Here is an 18,286-nt window from a genome sequence, read left to right on the forward strand (position 1 = left end):
TGGCCTCGAAAGCGGACCGGTTCACTTTTCCGTCGCGCGCCGTTCACTTTCCGTACGGACAGGGGTCAGGACGAAGGCCGGGGCCACCCCTAGCGTGATGCGGGTGGTTAAGCTCTCCGTCATCGTGCCGTTCTACAACGTCCAGGCATACGCCCCCGATACGCTCAGAAGCCTGCGGGCCAATACCCGCGAGGACTTCGAGTTCATCCTCGTCGACGACTGCTCGACCGACGGGACGGCGGATCTCCTGCGCCGGGCCGAGGCCGGCATCGAGGGCGTGGTCGTGCGCAGACACGACGCCAACGCCGGTCTGGCCACGGCCCGCAACACCGGCCTGGAGGCGGCCAACGGCGAGTACATCGCCTTCCTGGACGGCGACGACTGGCTGGCCCCCGGCCACTACGCCCGCCTGCTGGCTCACGCGGAGGCCCTGGGCTGCGCGTTCGTGCGCACGGATCACGTCCAGGTCACCGGCACCTCCCGCACGGTACGCCGCGTCCCGCACGGCCTGCGCGGAGTGGTGAGCGACCCCCGGGACGCGATCCTGCCCGCCGACCGGACGACGTCCGTCGACTACGCCTTCGCCTGGGCGGGGCTCTACCACCGCAGCCTGCTGGACCGGGGACTGCTGCATTTCACCGACGGACTGCGCACCGCCGAGGACCGCCCGTGGATCTGGCGGCTGCACCGGGAGGCGGAATCCTTCGCGGTCCTGGGAATGCTGGGGCATTTCTACCGGCGGGGGGTCGCGTCCTCCCTCACCCAGATCGGTGACGAACGCCAGCTGGATTTCATCCGGGCTTATGACCAGGTGTTGTCCGAGACGGCGGCGGACCGCGACGCGGAAACGCTGTTGCCGAAAGCGGTACGGACCTACTGTGCCGTCATCGCCCATCACGTCGGATCGATCGGGAAATTCGAACCGGATGTGGCCCGCACCCTGAAATCGCTCGCAGCGACGGCTCTCGGCACCATGCCCCGGCGCGTGCTCGACGACGTCCTGGACTCCATGGACACCGAACGGGCGACCGTACTGCGCAAGTTGCGCCGCCGGGCCGCCACCACCGAGGGAGCGACAGCCGCGTGACCACCCAGATCTTCGTCGCATCCAGCCTCCACGGCACCGCCGTGCTCGCGGCGGCCCTCGACGCCGGCTGCTTCGAGGACTCAGGCCGGCGCATCCTGCTGCTCAGCGACGACACCGAGATCCCCGAGGCCTCGGTCCCGGTCGACGCACTGCCCGGTTTCGAACGGCTGCGCACCCGGTTCGACGAGGTGCTCTCGTGGAACGACTCCGTCTTCCCGCTCCACCCGGGCTCCTGGAATCCCCGCGCCGACGACGTGCCCCTGTGGGAACGCCATCTGCGGCGCGCGTGGGGTCTGGGCGACGACGAGGTCGAGCTGGCCCTGGAATCCCCGCACACCGGGCCCGCCCGGGCCGTCGCCCAGATCTTCACCGGCGGTCCCGTGACCGTGTACACGGTCGACCTGACCGGCTACGGCCCGACGCCCGGCAAGATCCCGCCGCTGATCGGCACCCGCGTACGGCGCGTACTCCACCCGGATCTGCTCCCCGGCCTGAAGCCGCTGCTGCTGGGTGAGTTCGACGCCGTACCCCACCCGCTGCCCACTCCGGCACTGCGCGCGGTCCACGCCGAACTGGCCGAGGCCGCACCGTCGTCCGAGGTGCCCGAGGGGGCCGCGCTCCTGCTCCTCCCCGAGGCGGGCACGCTGCCCGCCTCGGAGGAGGCGGAACTCCGGCTGCGGATGATCCGCGGCACGGCCGCCCTCGGCCACACCCGTCTCGTCCTCCGGCCCCACCCCGACGACCCGGCGCCCGTCACCCCGGCCCTGCGGGCGGAGGCCACACGCCTCGGCGTCGAACTGTCGGTGCCGGACCCCGGACTGCCCGGCGCCCCGGTCCCGGCCGAGGTCCTGTACGAACGGCTGCGCCCCGCGCTGGTCGTCGGCTGCTCCTCGACGGCGCTGCTCACCGCGGCCACGCACTACGGCCTGCCGGTGGCCAGGACCGGGACGGGCCCCCTCCTGGAGCACCTCACCCCGTACGAGAACCCGGCCAGGATCCCCGTCACGATCGTCGACGCCCTGCTGCCCGACCTGGCCGACCCCGCCGCCGTGTCGGACCGGCCCCCGCTGACCGAGGCCTCGGTGGCCGACGCGCTCGACGGCCTGCTGCCGACGGTCGCCTTCGCCATGCAGCCACGCGTCCGGCCGGACCTCCGCCCGGCCGCCGAGCGCTACCTGTCGGCCCACCTGAACACCCGGACCTGGCGCTACTTCAAGCGCCGCCGCCTCGGCTCCCTGGCCCTGCCCGGCGTCGTCCCCGCACGCCTCGCCTTCGTACGGCGGAACGCCACCCTGCGCCGGCTGGCGCGGCGGGCCCGGTCACTGAAGCGGGCAGCCGGGAGATGAGACGGCGCGCCGGATCGGAAGCGCGGGCGCCGAGGGATCACACCTCGTACTGCCCCACTTCGACGAAGTGACGCAGCGCCGCCCGGCTACCGTCCTCCAGCACCGCGATCGCCGCCGCACGCAGGGCATCGCCGGTTCCGGGGGCGCCCAGGATCGTGAACACCGTCACGCGGTCGTCCACCTCCTGCGCGTCCCAGCGCCCCGTCTCCAGGAAGTGCCGCAGCGCCTCGGCGGTATCGGCTTCGAGCGCCTTCACAGCCGCCTCATGAACCGTCCGACCCGTACCGGGGGCGCCCAGGATCGTGAACACCGCCACGCGGTCGTCCGTCACCTGGGCGAGCCCGCGTCCGGTCTTCAGGAAGTGGCGCAGCGCCTCGGCCGTATCGATCTCCAGTGCCTTCACGGCCTCCTCGCGCACCGTGGGTCCCGTGTCGGGGTCTCCCAGGACCGTGAAGACCTCGACACGGAGCTCGGTCAGCGACATGGAGTCGTACGGAGAGCCCGAGCCGGCCGTGGCCTTCGCCACCGATGCGGTGCCGGGCGACGAGCCCGCACCTGCGGCGAACGAGGGAGTGGCGAGCAGAAGGGCCGGTGCAAGGACTCCAGCGGTCACGGCCAGCGCCGCGCGGGTCAGTCTCATGAGAATCACACCTCGGGTTCGGTAACGGTCGAAGAAGCCTGAGGCCGGGGCAGCGCCCCGAGTGTCCTGATGGGACATCAGACACCGGGCGGGGCAGCGTCCCCGGGTGGTCGCAGCGTCCCACCTGCGGAGGCCCGGAATCGCTGCCCGGCCCAAGCAGTCCTCACCGTGCCCACGTTGCCGACATGGCGCACCTGTCGGCGGGCGGCACCGGGGCAGGCCGGTGCACGCACGCCTCCGGCGCCGCTCCTCAGCCCAGCAGCCGCGTCAGGCCGAGGCGGGTCCACAGCACGGCCGCGCCGAAGGAGAGTGCCGTCGTGACGGCGGTGACGGCTACGGCCAGGGCCGCCGCCACCGGCAGGGTCAGGTCCGTGTCGACCAACACGTCGGTGAGGACGCCCAGCACCAGCACATGGATCATGTACGCGCCGAACGACGCGCCCGCCAGCCGGGTCAGGGCCGGGCGCACGCGCTCCGGGACGCGCAGCCGGTGCAGGGAGAGCAGCACACCGGCGCTGAACAGGGCCACCAGGACGCTCGCGTACGGGATCGCGTAGTGCACCCCGTGCTGGTACGCGATGACCGCCGCCAGGAACACGCCCGCAGGGAACAGCCACCACAGGCTCCGCCTGCCGAACGTACCGGCGGGCAGCGCGAGGACGAGGGCGCCCAGGACCGCGTAGATCAGCTGGTACGGGCCGAAGCCCCATCCGAAGCGCGGGAGTTCCAGGTCCGTGACCTTGGCCAGGTCGCCGAAGAACGTCGGCGCGGCGCCCAGCACGAGGAGTGCGGCACCGAGGCCCCAGGGGCGCTTGCCTGACTTCACCAGGGCGGCGAAGGCCAGGAGCATGATCACGGGGATGTAGGCGTACAGGTACCAGAGGTGGTAGGCCGGGCGCACCGAGGCGAACAGCGCGTCGAACGCCAGCTCGCGGGCCGGTGCGTCATTGGTGTCGCGCAGCCTGCCCCATGCCACGTAGAGCACCGTCCACACGGCGAGCGGCACCAGGATGCGGACGATCCGCTGCCACAGCTGGCGGCCGTCCCGGACCGGGGCGCCGACGAGGACGACCCATCCGGCGATCGCGAAGAACAGCGGTACGGCGAAGCGGCCCGCCGAGTCCGCCACCAGGCCCGCCCAGTAGGTGCCGGGGCCGTTCGCGGCCTCGCGGCCCGCCGCTTGCACGAACGCGGAGCCCGTGTGGCAGACGATCACGCCGACGGAGCAGAGCAGCCGGATCAGATCGATGTCGTGCCGGTGTTCACGGCGCGGGCGGGCTTCGGGGGCGGGCTGCGACGGCTGTGCGGTGACAGGTGAGCCGGCCGGGGAGACAGAGGGAGGCATGGTCCTCGAAGGCTATGAACGTGCGGGGCGTGGGTGAACTCCGGTCAGGTGAACAGTCACTTCGTCCGGGTGTCCGGAAGGTGAAGGCCCCGTGCCGGTCCGGCGGCCGGGCCGTCCGCTCCCCGGGGGCCGGGGACACGCGGGCCCCCGGGGAGCGGGTCCGGCAGCCCGAACAGCTCCCGGAGCTCGGCGAGGTTGGCGCGGGTGACCGACCACAGGCGCTCCTGCCGGCCGTGGACGTCGGCCACGGCCGCGGGGTGGTCGTCCAGCACGGCCGCCGCCCGCTCGGCGAGGCGGGCGCCCAGCGACCGGTCGTGGACGGACACCCCCCAGTCGGGGCGCTCCACGTCGGAGAGGAAGTAGGCGAGCTTGGGGTGCGAGACCAGGCTGATGATCGGCGTACCGCAGCCGAAGGGGATCATTCCCGCGTGCCCGCGCATGCCGATCACCAGGCGTGTACGCCGGTAGAGCTCGCGGATGCGGTCGTTGGAGAACAGGTACAGCTGCTCCACCGGAAGGGCGATGCCGTGTTCCCGGCGCAGGTCGTGGACGAACTTCTCGTCGGCCGGCATGTGGGCCGCGTATCGGACCTCGGCGCGCTCACCGATGGCACGCACGGCGGCGGCCGTCTCCGCCAGGAAGTGGCCGTAGTCGTGGCCGAAGCGCAGACCGGCCCGGTCGTACGCACAGTTGATCAGCACGGTGTCGTCCCGGCCCGCCCCGTCGTCCAGGCCCGGGTCGAGGTGGCGGGCCACGGTCGTGGGACAGGGCTGGTAGCGCACCCGGTCCCGCAGCTCCTCCGGCAGGAGTTCCCTGACCCGGTCGACGGAACCCTGGTTGCGCAGCCCGAAGAAGGCCGACTTCTCGACCAGGGCGCGCAGACTCGCCGCGAAGCGCTCCCGGCGGTAGCGCTGGCCGTCGAAGACGTTGTAGCCGACCGCGAAGACGGCGAGCGGCGCGGTGATCCGCTCCAGGACGTCGTCGGGGATGTTCCACTGCCAGCCGCTGTTGCTGTTGGGCGCGGTGTCCGGGAGGAAGAGCCCGCCACCGCCGACGACGATGCCGCGCCGGGCGTTGAGCTGCTCCAGGGCCGGCTCGTCGACCAGCCGGTGCACGGACCGCTCGTGCCAGCGGGCGGGCCCGGTGTCGGGGCCGAAACACATCCGCACGGCTTCGGGCAGCACCTTGTCGCCCGCGTTCTCCTGGCCGTCGGCGAACAGGGCGACGTGGGCCAGCTGTTCAGCCGCGGGACCCTGGTCAGGGGCTTCGGCCTGGCGGGTACGGACGTGCCAGGCGTGACAGTTGCCGTCGGCGGGGTCGGCGTCGAGCCCTTCACGGGCGTACGCGTGCGCGTCCTCGTCTCGGCCCTGCAGCCAGGCGAGGCGGGCGAGCTGGCCGTAGGCGCGGGCGGCGAAGTCCGGGGACACGGTGGCCAGGAGGAGGTGCGCCTCGGCCTCCTCGTAGCGGGACAGGGCCATCAGGCTGATGCCCAGCGTCTCGTGGCAGCGTGGCAGGTCGGGCCGGTCCGCGACGGCGGCGGTCAGCAGGGCGACGGCCTCCTCGTAGCGGCCCTGCTGCCGGTGCACCTCGGCGACCTGGCGGACCAGGTCCACCGGAGCGCGCCCCCCTTCGGGGAACGGCAGGGCGCAGTGCAGGAGGAGTTCGGGGTGCTTGGGGCCAGGGAGGGCCCGGTAGGCGGCGCGGAACGCCTCGTCGTCCATCTCGTAGCGCTCGCGCGCCTCGCGCGCCGGGGCGGAGGTGGTGAGGCCCTCGCCGAGGTTCAGGACGACGGTGCTCGCGGGCACGGGGGTGTCGGCGTACAGCCGGTCGGCCGGGAAGTCGTAGCGTGCGTCGAGGGGTTCGAGGAGTCCGGCCGCGGTCAGCGCACGGTCCACCGTGCTCCCGCCGCCTCCGGCCGGCACGGTCGGCACGGCGTCCGTCACGTCCTGGCGCTGGATCACCAGCAGCCCTTCGTCCCGCACGGTCCGCTCACCGCCGGGGCCCGGCTGCGGCACGGCGGCCACTCCGCTGCGGAGGGTCAGCAGCGGAAGGAGGGAGCCGAGCACGACCATGCCGGGGCCGAGGGCGATGACGGTGTCGTAGCCGGTCGCCCGGAAGACGTCGAGGCGGCTCTCCGCCGTACGCGGCACGAGGCGCGGGTGGAGCCGGTGGGCGGCGTCGAAGGCGGAGTCGGGCAGCCCGGGGTGCAGGAGGAGGAAGTCCTCGCAGACGGCCGGGTTCGTCAGCGCGAGGCTGCGCAGCAGCACCAGGAGGCCGGGCATCCGGTCCTCGTCGGCGTACGCGGCGAAGGCGATCCTGCGCTTGCCGGTGACGGCGCTCCGGTCGTCGGCGCCGGGGGCGCCCGGCCGTCCGTGCGGGGCGGCGGGCCCGGTGCGTCTGCCGTCGGTGGGCTCGGCGGGGCTGTTCATCGGAGCGCGGTCCTCATCTCGGTCTCGTCCTCGTGTGTCGCGCGGGCCGTGACCCACTCCCGCTCACGCGGCGACAACTGCCCCGGGAGCCCGAAGCCGATGAGGTCCAGGCGGTCGGCCGCGTCCAGGAAGTCCAGCAGCCGGAGCACGGTGAACGCGGTGCCCGTTCGCGGGCCCCAGTCGTCCTCGCCGAGGAGGGCCGGGTCGTCCAGGGGGTGCCGCAGCGTGGCGTCGCCGATGTGGTCCTGCGCCCCGGCGACCAGCCGGGCGCGCAGCGAGCGGCGCCACTGCGACTGCGATTCGCCGAAGACCAGCCGGGTGCCCGCCCGGCGGTCCCAGACCGGGCCCGTCCACGGGGTGTCCCCCCGCAGGGTGACCGCGTGCAGGTCGGTGCGCGGGGCGGCTGCCGGCAGGGTGTCGCAGCGCACCACCAGGTCGTACCCGTCGATCAGCTTGCCGAGCGGGCTGCCGGGGATTTTCTCCTCGTCGGAGATCCGGGCCGCGCCCGCGACCAGGACGACCGACCGGCCCGTGATCAGGCGGCGCAGTCCGGTGACCCCGAGCGGCTCCGCGCCGCCGAGCAGCGGGTCGGCCATCCTGTCCCGGTCCAGCAGCCGGCGGTAGGCGGCGTACCGGGTGGTGAGGCTGCGGACGGCCGGGTCCGCCATGCCGCCGCCCCCGGCGGTCCGTCGGCGTACGACGTCGGCGAAGACGGTGCGCGCGTGTGCCGCGGGCGCGTCGTGCAGCGCCCGCAGGGCGGTGCCGTCCTCTCCGGGGAGCAGGCCGGCGGCCTCCTCCAGGCAGGTGCGCAGGTCCTTGAGGGTCGCGATCCGGCACACGATGTCCTCGGCCGCGGCCGGGTTCTGCTGGAGCGCCAGGTGCTGTCCGTACGCCTCCACCGCCTCGTCGCGGCGGCCCAGCGCGTCCAGCGCGCTGCCGCGCAGCCGCCACGCCCCCTTGGACCTGGCGCGCAGCCCGGTGGCCTCGACGGCGATGTCCAGGGCGAGGCGGGTCTCCGTCTCGCCGCCCGCCTCCAGGGCGCGCTGCCCGGTACGGAGCAGCGCGTCGAACAGGTCGTCCCCGCCGGTTCCGCACGCGGTGGTGAGGCCGCCGATGGCGGAGACCAGCCGGGTCTGCCGGGCGTCGTTCATGGGACCGCTCGCGGCGAGGCCCGCGAGGTAGTCACCGCACAGGCGCAGGGCGGCCGCGGGCTCCGGCCGCGCCGTGCCGCCGCCCTGCCCGGTTCTCGCCCGTACCGCCTTGAGCAGCCCCGTGAAGGTCTGGCCCATGCTCGTACCGCCGTTCTGTCATCAGTGGCCGGGCCGGGGCACGAGCCCCGGTCCCGGAGTCAGAGGCCCAGGCTGTTGCGGGTGCGCCGCACCGTGCGGCGCAGCCGGATCGCCGCTCCGCGCGGTCCGCCGCCGGGCAGGGTGAGCTTCTGCAGTCGACGCCGCTTGAAGTAGTACTGCGTGCCGGCGTCGAGGTGGTCCCGCAGCCAGGACTCGGCCTCGGCACGGAGCGTGGGGTGCAGGCCGGACTGCATGCAGTAGCCGACCGTCCGGACCAGCGGGGCGAGGGATTCCGGTGCCACGGAAGGGAGTTCGGGTACGGGCTCACCGGCCTGCTCGTCGAGGTCGGGCACCAGGTGGTCGACGATCGTCAGCGGTATGCGGTTGCTGTTCTCGTACGGGGTGATGCGGTCCAGCACGAGACGGGTGCCGACCCGGGCGACGGGGATGCCGTAGTAGGCGGCGGCGGTGAACATCGCGGTCGAGAAGCAGCCGACGACGAGCGTGGGCGCGCACCGCTCGTACAGGGTCTCGGCGAGCAGCGGGCTGTCCAGGGTGGTCAGCTTCACCCCCAGCGCGGCGGCGGCGTCGTCGAGCGCCCTGGAGTAGCGGGCCGGAGCGGTGGGGTGGGGCTTGAAGAGGATGGAGGTGTGGCCGGCCCGCGCCGCGCCGCGCAGCATGCGCAGGTGCAGGTCCTCCTCCTCCTCGGCCGTGAGGATGTTCAGGGCCGCGAGGTACTGGCCCAGGAGCACGGCGGTCGGCGCCTCGGCCTCGGCCTCCGTGAGCCGGCGGTCACCGTCCGCCGCCCCGGCGATCTCGCCGAGGACCTTGCGGAAGGCGTCGTTCGGGACGAGCTCGGGCTCGACGCCTGACTCCGCGAGGAGGAGCGGGCGCAGTCCCGGTACGAGGTCCAGGTGGAGCACCCGCTGGATGCGGCAGGCGATGGAGCGCGGCACCTTGTTGCGGGTCGGGCCGTAGCTCATCAGGCCGTCCGCATAGACGTGCACGGCGCTCTCGGAGAAGATCGCGGCCAGCGCGCGGGCCGGGTTGACCTGGATGGATTCGACGGCGAGGTCGACGGGCGCGTCGGGGGCAATGCCCCAGGCGAGGCGGAAGGCCCGCTGCCAGAGCTCGGTCTCCTCGGCGCGGGGGCCCCAGCCGCTCGGGTGGTGCGGGCTGATGGCGTCGTTCCAGTCGACGACGGAGTCGAAGCGGGCGGCGATGTCCCCGTAGCCGCGCATCTCCTCCAGCCGGAGGGCGGTTTCGGGGATCGACGCGTTGTTGGAGACGAGCAGGACGCGGTGGCTGTCCGGCCCGGGCCCGAACTGGCCGGCGTCCAGCGCCGCCGCGAGCGTCGCCGCCCCGTACAGGGTCGAGACCTGGAAGATCTGGGTGCGCGTGGGCATGGGTCAGGCGGCCTTCTGCTTGTCACGCAGGCGGCTGAGCACGGTGCTGCGCCTGGTGTCCATCATCGTCAGGGTGTGGTCGAGGACCTGCTGCGGCATGCGGTGCAGCGCGGCGGTCGACTCGTGGCGCAGACGCCGGAAGGTGGCGGGTTCGTACGCGTCCGCCTTCTCGTTGTGGAAGGCGATCATCGCGCAGTAGGTGCGGACCGCCTTCGGGAGGAGCAGCTCCGCGTCCGGGTCCTCCCGGATCTCGTCGAGCAGCGTGTCGTAGGCCGGGAAGAAGTCCAGCTGGCGGGAGTCCTTGATCTGCGTCAGGGAGGTGGTGACACCGCGGCGGTAGAAGATGCCGTACAGGTTCAGCGCCGCGTAGCTGCGGGCCCGCAGGTGCAGCTGCCAGATCCACAGCCGGTCCTCGGCGGTGCGCAGCCGCTCGTTGAAGCGGTGGCCGCCGTCCTCGAAGAGCCGCCGGTGGTAGACGCCCGCCCACACGAAGGGGTAGTCGACCATCGTCTCCCACTCGGGGGCCGCGATGCCCTCGCGCGGGTCCAGCACGGTGTCACGGAGCCGGGCGGGCGCGCGCCGCACGACGCGGCTGGTTCCCGTGGCCTGGACGTGGTCGGTGCGGGCGAAGTCGCAGTCCAGCTCGGCGGCCGTGTGCAGCAGCCGGCCCAGGTGGCCGGGGGCGTACCAGTCGTCGCCGTCGAGGAAGGTGACGAAGTCGCCGCGGGCCGCGTCGATGCCGCTGTTGCGGGCGGCCGCGATACCCACGTTCTTCTCGTGCCGGATGACCTCGGCGTGCGGGAGTCTGTCCGCCCAGCGGTCGATGACGGCCGGGGTGTCGTCCGTGGAGCAGTCGTCGATCAGCAGGAACTCGATGTCCGGGCCCGAGTTACGGGCAAGACTGCCCAGCGTCGTGTCGGCGAAGGCGCCGACATTGTGGAACGGAACGACAACGGACAGCTTCGGCACGCGGGCCCTCACCTTCGATCATGGTCCGCACACGCTAGTGACGCGGAGGGAGGAGCGGGTGTCCGGCGACCCGACGAACGGTGAACTCTGGGCGTCGCCGTGGTGACCGCCGCCGGGGAGCGGCCCACGGACGCCACACACAGCCCTTGACCTCAACCTTGCCTGAGGTTCTACGGTCCAGGACATGGACTACTCACATGACGACGCAGGACTGGCACGGCAGCCCATCGGCTACTGGAGCTGGGCGGCCCACGAGGCGACCGTGACCCACATCCGGGCCGCACTGGCCGAGCACGGCCTGACCCAGCCCCCCTGGTGGGTCCTCAACCAGCTCGCCGACGCGGACGAACAGGGCCGTCCGCGCGCCGAGGTGGTCGCGACGCTCCGCGGCTACCTGAACGTCGGCGACGCCCTGGAGCCCGAGATCGACACCCTCATCGCCCAGGGTCTGGTCACGGAGGACCACACCGCCCGCATGCGGCTGACCGCCGAGGGGCACGCGCTGCGCGCCAGGGCGTTCGAACGGGTCAGCAGGGCCAGCGCGGAGATCCACGCCGGGATCCCCGACGAGGAGTTCGTCGCCGCACTCAAGGTCCTCCAGCGGATGATCCACAACGTGGGCGGCAAGGCCTGGCACCACTGACCGCCGCCGCGCTCACACGCTGCTGAACGACAGCTTCGCCGCGAAACCGAGGAACAGCACACCCGCCGCCGAAGTGGCCCCCGCCGAAAGCCGCTTACGGCGGCGGAAGGCGGCGGCCAGGCGGGTGCCGCCGAATATGAGCGCCGAGAGGTAGAGGAAGCTGCCGACCTGCAGCAACGTGCCCAGCAGCAGGAAGGAGAGCCCCGGATAGGCGTAACCCGGATCGACGAACTGCACGAAGAAGGAGATGAGGAACAGGATCAGCTTCGGATTGAGCAGGCTGACCACGAGCGCACGACGGTAGGGCCGCTCCGCCTCCGGTGCGGGCGCCCCGCCCTCGTCCGTCAGATCGGCCATCCGCTGGTGCCGCTCACGCCACATCGACACGGCCGCCCGCATCATCCCGATCGCCATCCAGGTCAGATAACCGGCGCCGGCGAACTTGACGACCGCGAACAGCAGGGGCGTCGTCTGCAGCAGGGAGGCGGCCCCCAGCGCGGACAGCGTCATCAGGATCGCGTCCCCGGTCCACACCCCGGCAGCGGCCACATAGCCGGTGCGCACCCCACGTCTGGCTGCGACGGAGAGCACGTACAGCGAGTTCGGCCCCGGCAGCAGAATGATCAGCACCAGGCCGGCGAGATAGGTCGGAAGATCGGTGACACCCAGCATGAACGGAGTGTCGCACGCGGGTACGACACCCCGTCCCGCCGTTCCGGGATGCGGCCGATCGCCCCTCGTCGCCGATCGGCGGGAGACCGCCCGCTCCCCCCGTACGGGTGGTCCAGCCGCTCAGAACGCGTCCGTCGGGACGTACGCGCCCCACACCTCCCGCAGGGCGTCGCAGACCTCGCCCACCGTGGCCCGCGCCCTCAGCGCGTCCTTCATCGGGTGGAGCACGTTGTCCGTCCCCTCCGCCGCCTTCTTCAGCTCCGCCAGCGCCGCGTCCACCGCCCCCTGGTCGCGCTCGGCGCGGAGCTTCGCCAGGCGGGCCGCCTGCTGCGCCTCGATCGCCGGGTCGACTCGGAGCGGCTCGTACGGCTCCTCCTCGTCGAGGCGGAAGCGGTTGACGCCGACGACGACGCGCTCGCCGCTGTCCGTCTCCTGCGCGATGCGGTAGGCGCTGCGCTCGATCTCGCTCTTCTGGAAGCCGCGTTCGATGGCGTCGACCGCACCGCCCATGTCCTCGATCTTGCGCATCAGTTCCAGCGCCGCCGCCTCGACGTCGTCGGTCATCCTCTCCACGACGTACGACCCCGCGAAGGGGTCCACCGTCGCCGTCACGTCGGTCTCGTACGCCAGGACCTGCTGGGTGCGCAGGGCGAGGCGGGCCGACTTGTCCGTCGGCAGGGCGATCGCCTCGTCGAAGGAGTTGGTGTGCAGCGACTGCGTGCCGCCCAGGACCGCGCCGAGCCCCTGCACGGCGACCCGGACCAGGTTGACCTCGGGCTGCTGGGCGGTGAGCTGGACTCCGGCGGTCTGGGTGTGGAAGCGCAGCATCAGCGACTTGGGGTTCTTCGCACCGAACTCCTCGCGCATCACCTTCGCCCAGATCCGGCGCGCGGCACGGAACTTGGCGACCTCTTCGAGGATCGTCGTACGGGCGACGAAGAAGAAGGAGAGGCGCGGCGCGAAGTCGTCCACGTCCATCCCGGCCGCGACCGCCGTGCGCACGTACTCGATGCCGTCCGCGAGGGTGAAGGCGATCTCCTGCGCGGGCGAGGCGCCGGCCTCGGCCATGTGGTAGCCGGAGATGGAGATCGTGTTCCACCTCGGGATCTCGGACCGGCAGTACTTGAAGATGTCGGCGATCAGGCGCAGCGAGGGCTTCGGCGGGAAGATGTACGTCCCCCGGGCGATGTACTCCTTGAGCACGTCGTTCTGGATCGTGCCCGTCAGCCGGTCGGCCGGCACGCCCTGCTCCTCGGCGACCAGCTGGTACAGCAGGAGCAGCACGGAGGCGGGCGCGTTGATGGTCATCGACGTCGACACTTTGTCCAGCGGGATCCCGTCGAACAGCACCCGCATGTCGTCGATCGAGTCGATCGCCACGCCGACCTTGCCGACCTCACCCGAGGCGATCGGGGCGTCCGAGTCGTGTCCCATCTGCGTGGGCAGGTCGAACGCGACGGACAGCCCCGTCGTCCCGTTGGCGATCAGCTGCTTGTAGCGGGCGTTGGACTCGGTGGCCGTGCCGAATCCCGCGTACTGCCGCATCGTCCACGGACGGCCCGTGTACATGGTGGGGTAGACACCACGCGTGAAGGGGTACGCGCCCGGGGCGCCCAGCTTCTCCTCGGCCCGCCAGCCGTCGAGCGCCTCCGGTCCGTACACCGGCTCGATGGGCAGTCCCGACTCGGACTCACGCGTCATCTGCTGTGCCTCCCACTCAAGCTACTTCTCGGTAACAACTGTGCGACGGACTCTATCGACGACGCCGTGGCCTGCGGGAGCCCTCTGCTGGGACCTTCCTCACAGCGGTGCCCGGGGCCTGGACGCGCACTTCTCATCATGCGCAGGATTCGGCAACCGGGCAGGACGGGAATCCGTCTCATGAGATATCCGCGCCGCGCGACAGGTCACGCGCGTCACGCGCGTCACGCACGGCCGGGGCCGCGACGGGCGAGCCAGGGGGCAGAGGATGAGACGCACACGGACGAACGGGCACGCGCGCGGCGCGCGCACGGCAGCCGCGGCAGCCGTCGGCGTGGTCGCGCTGGCGACCCTGACGGCGGGCTGCAAGGTCGAGACGGTGGGAGCCGCGGAGCCCACCGCTCTCCCGACGGAGGCGTCCTCGCCCCCCACACCCGCACGCCCCACGCCTTCCCCCACTCCGGACGACTCCAAGCCCGGCGGCGGACCGGCGAGCCCCTCGGCCACGCCCTCACGGTCTCCGAGCGCACGGCCCTCGCCGGAGCCCCGCACCCTGATGTCCGTGGGCGACCGGAGCCGGCGGGTGCGGGAGCTCCAGGCCCGGCTGCGCCAGATCGGCCACTTCGACCGCAGCCCCACCGGGTACTACGGCAGCACGACCACCGCGTCCGTGCAGTCCTTCCAGGGCAAGCGGGGCCTCTCCCGCACGGGGAGGACCGACGTGGTGACCTGGGAACGGCTGCTCGCGATGACGCGGAAGCCGACGGCGGAGGAACTCGACCCGCCGACCGCCGAACCCGCGGCGGCGAAGCCCGACGCCCGTTGCATGACGGGCCGGGTCCTGTGCATCAGCAAGAACAGTCGCACGCTGTCCTGGATGATCGACGGCAAGGTCGTCTCGTCGATGGACGTGCGGTTCGGCTCGCAGTACACGCCCACCCGTGAGGGCGCCTTCTCCGTGTACTGGAAGTCCCGCCACCACGTCTCGACGCTCTACGACTCCCCCATGCCGTACGCCATGTTCTTCAGCGGCGGCCAGGCGGTGCACTTCTCGTCGGACTTCGCGGCGAACGGCTACAGCGGCGCCTCGCACGGCTGTGTGAACGTACGGGACGAAGGGAAGATCGCGTCGCTCTACGCCCAGGTGCGGAACGGCGACAAGGTCGTCATCTACTGGTAGACGTGCGACACCGTAAGGGGCGCGGGCGGGACCGGGGGAACGTGTCCCGCCCGCGCCGGGTGCGCCGAGCCGAAGGTACGGGGGGAACCCCGGCTCTTTCGCGCGGCCGATGACCAGTCGGCATTCATTACTGCGCCAGGGTGGCGGAAAACGTTACAGCCGGCGCGTTCGTTCAGGTCAGCGCGTCGCCGAGGGGATCCGCGCTGACGGCGTACGCAGGGAGACCGAGGGGAGGGAGCTCTCGCGGTCCCCGCCGTCCTCGCCGCTGTCCCTGTTGCCGCCCTCACCGCCGCTGTCGCCCTCACCGCGGCTGCCGCCGTCCTCCGCGGAACCGCCGTCGCGGGAGTCCTCCCCCAGGAGGCGATCGCAGAAGCGGTCCAGGTTGTCCTTGCCGTCCGCCAGTTCGAGGAGCCGCCGCTCGTCCTGCCTGCTCAGGGCGTCCTCGCGGTAGTCGCGGCAGGCCCTGACCGACTTTTGGTACGCCTCGGCCGGGGTCCCTCCCGGCACCTCACGTCCCTCGGTGCCGTCCCGGGCACCATCGGTGTCGCCGGTCCCGCCGTCCCGGTCACCGTCCTCGTGCTCCGTCGCGCCGCCGTCCTGCCCCGCCCGGCCGTCGCTCCCGGCCGACCCGGCGTCCGGCGCGTCCGTGGCCGCCGGAGGACCGGTCGCGCCGGATGTGGCGGACGGCAGCGGCGAGGCGCCGCCGCCGTCGGGCACCTCGACGTCCAGCTCCTCGGGGGACGCGGCCGCCGAGACGGACGTGGCCGGAACCGGTGGGCCCTGGCCCCCGAACGGTGCGGGAAGCATGCCCGTACCCCCGGCGACCGCCACCCCTCCGAGCGCGCACCCGGCGAGCGAGACGGCAAGGCCGTAGCGCACCGGGCGGGTCCAGCGCGGACGCCGGAGCCTGGCCTCGGATGCCTTCCCGATCCGCACGGTGTGCAGCGGGTCCCGCTGCCCCGCGAGTCCGGCGGTGCCCGCCGTCCCGGCCCGCTTCCCATCCCTCGACGTCTCACGGAAGGCGGCCAGCACGGCGTCCTCGCCGGGCAGTTCGCCGCCGGACGGTGCCGGGGTCCGCAGCGCGCGCAGCGCGGCCTCCAACTGCTGGGCCTCGGTTCTCGCGTGATCGTCGACGAGCTCGACGGGCACACCACGGAGCAACATCTCCGCCGCTTCCGCGTCAAGCCACTCCTGCTGCTCGTCGGCCATCACATGTCCCTCTGCGTCCACGGACGCGAATGCGTCACACCGGCGGGCGCCACCGCACCCTGGCGCCCGGGGCGTTGCGCGGGCACGGCGCCGAGCTCCGCGCCCGCTGCCGGAATTTCGTCCTCCGGCCCGTGGTCGGCGCCGACCAGCTCCGCGAGCCGCTTCAGCCCACGGTGCGCGGCGGTGCGCACCGCTCCGGGGCGCTTGCCCAGCGTGCGGGCCGCGCTCTTCGCGTCGAGGCCGATCACCACGCGGAGCACGACCGCCTCGGCCTGGTCCTGCGGCAGTTGCGCGATGAGGGACATGGCACGTCCGGTGGCGAGTGACTCGAGCGCCTCACTCGCGGTGTCGGACTCGGCGGGCTCGCCCGCCAGTTCACTCTCGTCGCCGCCGACGGCGGGGCGCCTGCCCCGCATCCGCAGGTGATCCAGCGAGCGGTTGCGCGCTATCCGCGCGGCCCAGCCGCGGAACCGGTCGGCGTCCCCGCTGAACCGGTCGAGGTCACGCGCTATCTGCAGCCAGGACTCGGACGCCACGTCCTCGGCGTCCGGTTCACCGACCAGCGTCCGTATGTAGCCCAACAGCCGTGGGTGCACGGCGCGGTACACAGTCCGGAAGGCGTCCTCGTCCCCGTCCTGCGCCGCGAGCACCGCGGCGGTCAGCTCCGCGTCGTCCCCCAGCACTCCCTCAACCCGCCCTGCTGATCCGAATCGTGGCTGGTCACCACTACTGCGCCACTCCGCGTGACTCTGCGCGACTCAGCACGCTACGTGGTCGGAAGGTGCCCCGTCCATGACTTGTACAACCCGCAACCTTCTCCTGGCGCAGTGGGGTGTGACAGAAAACGCACCTGTGGCGCTGAGATGAGTACGGGGTCGCTCCGCGGCCCTGTGGAAGACGGCCGGGGCCTCTCCTGTGGGGGGTGGCGGCCTCGGCCGTCGTCCCACTCCCTCCTCCCCGATCGGCTACGCGCCCCCGGACCGGCCACGGCCGCGAGCACGACGGGACATCACCGCGCGCAGTACCCGCCGGCCCTCGGTCGACAGGTCCAGGGCCCGGCGCAGCCCCGCTCCGCCGCCCGCCGGTCCGGCGGTATCGGCGAGGATCTCCAGGATCTCGGCCTGGCGGCGGAGCTCTCCCGTGACGAGGGGGCCGCTCAGGGCCCCGTCCGCACCGTCGGCCAGGCCGCGCAGCGACGTCCGGGGGCCGTCACCGGCCGGAAGGTCGAACTCCTGGTGTGTCTCCAGCGCGAGCAGCGAGCAGGACTCCGCCCACGCGCGCAGCGGACCCGTGGCGAACTCCCGGGGCGCCCCGCCGAGCAGTGCCCGGACGCGGGCCGCCGTGGCGTCCCTCCCCGCGACGCCCTCCAGCGCCGTGTGTACGGCGTCGAGCCGTGCGGCCCATTCCGCGCCGCTCTCGCAGGCCGCCCAGAGGGGGCGCAGCGGCTCCGGCTCGTCCCCGTCCTCCGGCGGTGGGAGGCAGCGGTCCAGACAGGCGCCCCCGCTCGCCGCCAGCCCCCGCTCGTCGGCACGAGCGATCAGTTCCAGCAGACTCATCGACAGCAACCCCCATCGCTCCTCGGGAGCACACCGCTTCCCGCTACCGCGTACTGCGCCAGATGGCTGAAAAGCGTCACTCTTCCGGCACGGACGGCGCAGCGAGCTGTCGACCGGGGAGGCTCTCGATGCCCAGACGGTCCAGAAAAGCGAAGAAAAGTTCCTCCGCGGACCGCTCCGGGCGCTCCACGCGCAGCAGTTCGAGCAGGGGCCCTTCGAGGACGCCCCGGCCCGTTTCGGCCGCCCACCCGGCGGCCCTGGCCGCCGCGTCCTCAGGTGGCAGGAAGAAGTCCTCCAGCGTCGTGCCGTCCCTGCCGAGGTGTTCGGCCATGGGCGCCCGGCCGAGGCAGGCGTACCAGGACCCGCTCCGCGGCCCCGCCGCCTCGACGGCCACGCAGGCACCGTCCATGACGAATCCGAGGAGGACCGGCGCCCGCGCGGCGTCGGCCAGCGCGGTCATGCTGCCGAGCGAGGGGTCGGTGGGATGGGCCCAGACCTGCCAGCCGTCCGCGCGGTACTCCCGCAGAGTCAGCCGCTCGCGCGCGTCCCGCAGCGCCGGGTGGCCGATGAGCGGCTCACCGCTTCGGCCCACCAGATAGCAGCCCCAGAAACCCACATCATGCTCCCCCCGTGGCACCCGGCTGTCATTCTTCCCGGCCCGCACCACGGGGAAGCGCGAAATCGGGTCAACCCAGACGGCCAGCGGGCCTGCGCCGCGCGCCCTGATCAGGGCGCCCCGGGCAGCGGCCGGGGGGGCGGGACCCCCACCAGAAGCGACGGACGGGCGGCGGGGGGGGGAAGAGGGGTGTCGGAT

16 protein-coding genes are annotated in these 18,286 nt (G+C 72.7%); 4 read left to right on the plus strand and 12 right to left on the minus strand.

The features are described from left to right. Window positions 1–97 precede the first annotated feature (97 nt). On the plus strand, window positions 98–1,087 hold the full coding sequence (locus ABT001_RS26200) for a glycosyltransferase family 2 protein (protein WP_351282055.1): 990 nt from the start codon (window positions 98–100) through the stop codon (window positions 1,085–1,087). Beyond that, window positions 1,084–2,433 carry a polysialyltransferase family glycosyltransferase gene (locus ABT001_RS26205; protein ID WP_351282058.1) on the plus strand — a complete coding sequence of 450 codons (1,350 nt, stop codon included), beginning with the start codon at window positions 1,084–1,086 and terminating at the stop codon, window positions 2,431–2,433. The genes ABT001_RS26200 and ABT001_RS26205 overlap by 4 nt, the downstream gene beginning before the upstream one ends. A 37-nt stretch (window positions 2,434–2,470) precedes the next feature. Here the strand turns inward: ABT001_RS26205 and ABT001_RS26210 are convergent, their stop codons facing one another. The 6 genes from ABT001_RS26210 to ABT001_RS26235 all read right to left on the minus strand — a co-directional run bounded on the left by ABT001_RS26210 (window position 2,471) and on the right by ABT001_RS26235 (window position 10,511). After that, a complete protein-coding gene (locus ABT001_RS26210) occupies window positions 2,471–3,073 on the minus strand; it encodes a hypothetical protein (RefSeq protein ID WP_351282060.1) in 603 nt (200 codons plus the stop codon). A 250-nt stretch (window positions 3,074–3,323) separates the two neighbouring features. Then, window positions 3,324–4,418, minus strand: a complete 1,095-nt coding sequence (locus tag ABT001_RS26215; protein ID WP_351282062.1) for an acyltransferase — start codon at window positions 4,416–4,418, stop codon at window positions 3,324–3,326. 56 nt (window positions 4,419–4,474) lie between these two features. After that, a complete protein-coding gene (locus tag ABT001_RS26220; RefSeq protein WP_351282065.1) occupies window positions 4,475–6,847 on the minus strand; it encodes a polysaccharide pyruvyl transferase family protein in 2,373 nt (790 codons plus the stop codon). Further along, on the minus strand, window positions 6,844–8,136 hold the full coding sequence (locus ABT001_RS26225; protein ID WP_351282068.1) for a tetratricopeptide repeat protein: 1,293 nt from the start codon (window positions 8,134–8,136) through the stop codon (window positions 6,844–6,846). Before ABT001_RS26225 ends, ABT001_RS26220 begins: the two co-directional genes overlap by 4 nt. 59 nt (window positions 8,137–8,195) lie before the next feature. Beyond that, the gene (locus ABT001_RS26230) at window positions 8,196–9,542 is read right to left on the minus strand and encodes a polysialyltransferase family glycosyltransferase (RefSeq protein WP_351282070.1); all 1,347 of its coding nucleotides are present in this window, start codon (window positions 9,540–9,542) and stop codon (window positions 8,196–8,198) included. 3 nt (window positions 9,543–9,545) lie between these two features. Continuing rightward, entirely contained in the window at window positions 9,546–10,511 is a 966-nt protein-coding gene (locus ABT001_RS26235; protein WP_351282073.1) for a glycosyltransferase family 2 protein, read from the minus strand. Between the two features lie 184 nt (window positions 10,512–10,695). Here ABT001_RS26235 and ABT001_RS26240 point away from each other — a divergent pair, with 184 nt between their 5' ends. Then, window positions 10,696–11,154 carry a MarR family winged helix-turn-helix transcriptional regulator gene (locus ABT001_RS26240; protein ID WP_351282075.1) on the plus strand — a complete coding sequence of 153 codons (459 nt, stop codon included), beginning with the start codon at window positions 10,696–10,698 and terminating at the stop codon, window positions 11,152–11,154. A gap of 12 nt (window positions 11,155–11,166) precedes the next feature. On the opposite strand, the gene leuE is transcribed toward ABT001_RS26240, so the two are convergent. After that, the gene (gene leuE / locus ABT001_RS26245; protein ID WP_351282077.1) at window positions 11,167–11,826 is read right to left on the minus strand and encodes a leucine efflux protein LeuE; all 660 of its coding nucleotides are present in this window, start codon (window positions 11,824–11,826) and stop codon (window positions 11,167–11,169) included. A gap of 120 nt (window positions 11,827–11,946) precedes the next feature. Beyond that, window positions 11,947–13,527 carry an acyl-CoA mutase large subunit family protein gene (locus ABT001_RS26250; RefSeq protein WP_351282080.1) on the minus strand — a complete coding sequence of 527 codons (1,581 nt, stop codon included), beginning with the start codon at window positions 13,525–13,527 and terminating at the stop codon, window positions 11,947–11,949. Window positions 13,528–13,795: 268 nt separating this feature from the next. On the opposite strand from ABT001_RS26250, the gene ABT001_RS26255 reads away from it, so the two are divergent. Continuing rightward, window positions 13,796–14,707 (plus strand): L,D-transpeptidase family protein, encoded by a 912-nt coding sequence (locus ABT001_RS26255; RefSeq protein WP_351282083.1) that lies wholly within the window; start codon window positions 13,796–13,798, stop codon window positions 14,705–14,707. A 177-nt stretch (window positions 14,708–14,884) separates the two neighbouring features. On the opposite strand, the gene ABT001_RS26260 is transcribed toward ABT001_RS26255, so the two are convergent. The 4 genes from ABT001_RS26260 to ABT001_RS26275 all read right to left on the minus strand — a co-directional run bounded on the left by ABT001_RS26260 (window position 14,885) and on the right by ABT001_RS26275 (window position 18,088). Next, a complete protein-coding gene (locus tag ABT001_RS26260; protein ID WP_351282086.1) occupies window positions 14,885–15,916 on the minus strand; it encodes a hypothetical protein in 1,032 nt (343 codons plus the stop codon). Continuing rightward, window positions 15,916–16,599: an RNA polymerase sigma factor gene (locus tag ABT001_RS26265; protein WP_351282089.1), complete on the minus strand. Its 684-nt coding sequence runs from the start codon at window positions 16,597–16,599 to the stop codon at window positions 15,916–15,918. Before ABT001_RS26265 ends, ABT001_RS26260 begins: the two co-directional genes overlap by 1 nt. A 282-nt stretch (window positions 16,600–16,881) precedes the next feature. Next, a complete protein-coding gene (locus ABT001_RS26270; RefSeq protein ID WP_351282092.1) occupies window positions 16,882–17,472 on the minus strand; it encodes a hypothetical protein in 591 nt (196 codons plus the stop codon). 76 nt (window positions 17,473–17,548) lie between these two features. Further along, window positions 17,549–18,088, minus strand: a complete 540-nt coding sequence (locus ABT001_RS26275) for a hypothetical protein (protein ID WP_351282094.1) — start codon at window positions 18,086–18,088, stop codon at window positions 17,549–17,551. Window positions 18,089–18,286 lie beyond the last annotated feature (198 nt).

This window comes from Streptomyces sp. NPDC002793, from assembly GCF_040295485.1.
GTDB lineage: Bacteria > Actinomycetota > Actinomycetes > Streptomycetales > Streptomycetaceae > Streptomyces.